Annotated in this window: 2 protein-coding genes; one reads left to right on the top strand and one right to left on the bottom strand. The window is 59.1% G+C overall.

Annotation, left to right across the window (positions count from 1 at the left end; translation table 11 throughout):
• The coding region (locus EV657_RS21365) for a transposase (protein WP_166673772.1) at window positions 1–123 on the top strand (123 nt) is incomplete at its 5' end.
• A 633-nt stretch (window positions 124–756) separates the two neighbouring features.
• Here EV657_RS21365 and EV657_RS21370 read toward each other — a convergent pair.
• Entirely contained in the window at window positions 757–2,112 is a 1,356-nt protein-coding gene (locus tag EV657_RS21370) for an IS1380-like element ISPme1 family transposase (protein WP_134079877.1), read from the bottom strand.
• Between the last annotated feature and the right edge of the window lie 94 nt (window positions 2,113–2,206).

The raw sequence follows: 2,206 nt of genomic DNA on the forward strand, positions 1-2,206 counted from the left end.
CGCATCGAGATCATGTTCGGGCGCCTCAAGGACTGGCGGCGCGTCGCCACGCGATACGACCGGTGCCCGGAAACGTTCTTCTCCGCGATCATGCTCGCCGCAACCGTTCTGTTCTGGCTGTGAAACTCAATGAGTCTGGAGCCTAGACAAAAAAAGCTGGATAGTTCGAAACTGTTTTCTCTACCAAAACGGACCTGATGACATGTTGAATGCCTTAGATGATTTGATGAACACGCGCTTCGGGTGGTATGTGACCGCAATAGTGGGGGGGGTATCGTAATTAAATATCATCAGTCTTCGTGGCAAGAGGTATTGGCGGATGCACTGATAATTTTTGGCTCCCTAGCCGTAATCATTTCTATTTTGCTATTCGCTTGTAATTCGATAGAGCAAAAAATTGATGATATTCGGAGTGAGCTAACAAAAAAATAGATGCTTCTTGTCAAGCATTGGGATCGGTTAACCTCGCGCAGCTTATACGAATGTCAGGCAGGGCGATGCTAACATGATCAGACAGCAGACTACCGCATCCTGCCCGACATTCCCCAAGTGGCCTGCCGCTTGACTTCAAGATCGCCTGATTTTGCTCGCTGGGCAAGCGTTTTTCGCCCCGAGCGGTGTCTGTCGTCGCGCAAACGGCCGAACTCGGGTGGATCAAGCCTCGAACCCGCAGCATTCTGGCCCGGCAGAGCCGCTTTTCCGCGCGGCAGACGGACCTGTCCTGCCGCTTTCGTTCAGCTTGGGCATGGATCGTGGTCATGCGCATGACGGAGGCGTTCGAAGACGGCGGATGGCGACAAGGACGGCCCGCACCATCGGGCCGGTGACGGCGACCTCGGCCAACTGGAAGGTAATGGCGCGGGCGTGGCGGACGACGCGGGCGCCGATCTTGATCAGCTTGAGTTGCAGGCTGGTCAACGACCAGTCCGCCATGGCCTCGGGCAGTTCGATGCAGCGCAGGAAGGTTGCCAGGTTGTAGGCCAGCGCGTGCAGTTGCAGCCGCACCTCGTTGTGCCGGAACTTCCGGCATGACAGCCGCGTCCAGCGAAAGGCATATTTGCCTTCCTTGATGTGCTGCTCTGCGGTGCCGCGCTGGTTGTAGAACCTCACCACCCAGTCTGGCTCCATCGGCAGGTTGGTGACGATGAAGCCGACTTTGGGGAACAGCTCGCCCGGATGCCATTCGATCTTGGCGATGACGCGGCGCGGCTTGTCCCAGGACGCCGCCTGATACTCGAAGTCCTCGAAGAACCGTTTGACCTTGGTCAGCGAAGGCCGTCCCACGGGCCGTGTCAGCCGATGCGCGATCTTCTCGCGCAAGACGGCGTTGGCGGGCAGACGGATGGCGTAGAAGAACCTGGCTTCTTCCAGCCGCATATAGATCGCGGGGATCGCGTAGGCAGCGTCGGCCCGGAAGAAGCGTCCACCAAGGTCGCGGCCAGCATATCGGGCAATGACGGGATCAAGGACATCCCGCCAGCCATCGGCGCTGTGGACATTGCCGTTACGCAGGGCGCAGCGCTCCAGCATGCCAAACTGGTTGAACAAGAAGATGGGGTGATAGCAGGTGCAGTCGAAATGCCCGTTCCAGGCAGCACCTTCCTGATCGCCGTGGGTGGGGCTGACCGAGCTGTCCATGTCCAGCACGATGTATTTCAACCCGTTGCGGTCATGAAACCGGTCGATCCATTGGCCGTTCAGATCGGCCAGCGCCGCCCGGTTCGCGGCCAGAGCCAGCGTCTCGGTCTCGAACCGTCCCATCTGCGATGCCGAAGCAGCTTGCGCCCCAACGGCCCTGCCGCCAACGACCTGACGCATCACGGGATCGAGGGCCAAGCGGTCGGCATCGTTCACATCCTCGTATCCGGCCAGTCGTCCGAACACCGATTGCCGGAACAATCCGTCAAGCCGATGGAGCGTGTTCTTCCCGGTGCGGCTGTCTCGCAGCGCCTCCGACGCCAGATTGGACAGGCCGAGCACGTCATCAAGCTCGCGCATCACCAGCAGGCCACCGTCTGAACTGATCTGCGCACCACGGAACTCCAGACGCACACGGCGGTCGAAATCAACCCGATCTCCCCGCGCCAAGCCCGCACCCTCCAGGTGATCCATGAAACGCGCCCCTCGCAGCCGTCAACGCCATGATTTATATGCGAAATATCACGATTACGACAGCGAAATCAGCGACTTACTTGGAGAATGTGGG

The sequence above is a fragment of the Rhodovulum visakhapatnamense genome (genome assembly GCF_004365965.1).
Classification (GTDB): Bacteria; Pseudomonadota; Alphaproteobacteria; order Rhodobacterales; family Rhodobacteraceae; genus Rhodovulum; species Rhodovulum visakhapatnamense.

Coding starts and splice junctions, on each gene's coding strand:
- EV657_RS21370 (WP_134079877.1), bottom strand. CDS start 2,112: ATGGATCACCTGGAGGGTGCGGGCTTGGCGCGGGGAGATCGGGTTGAT.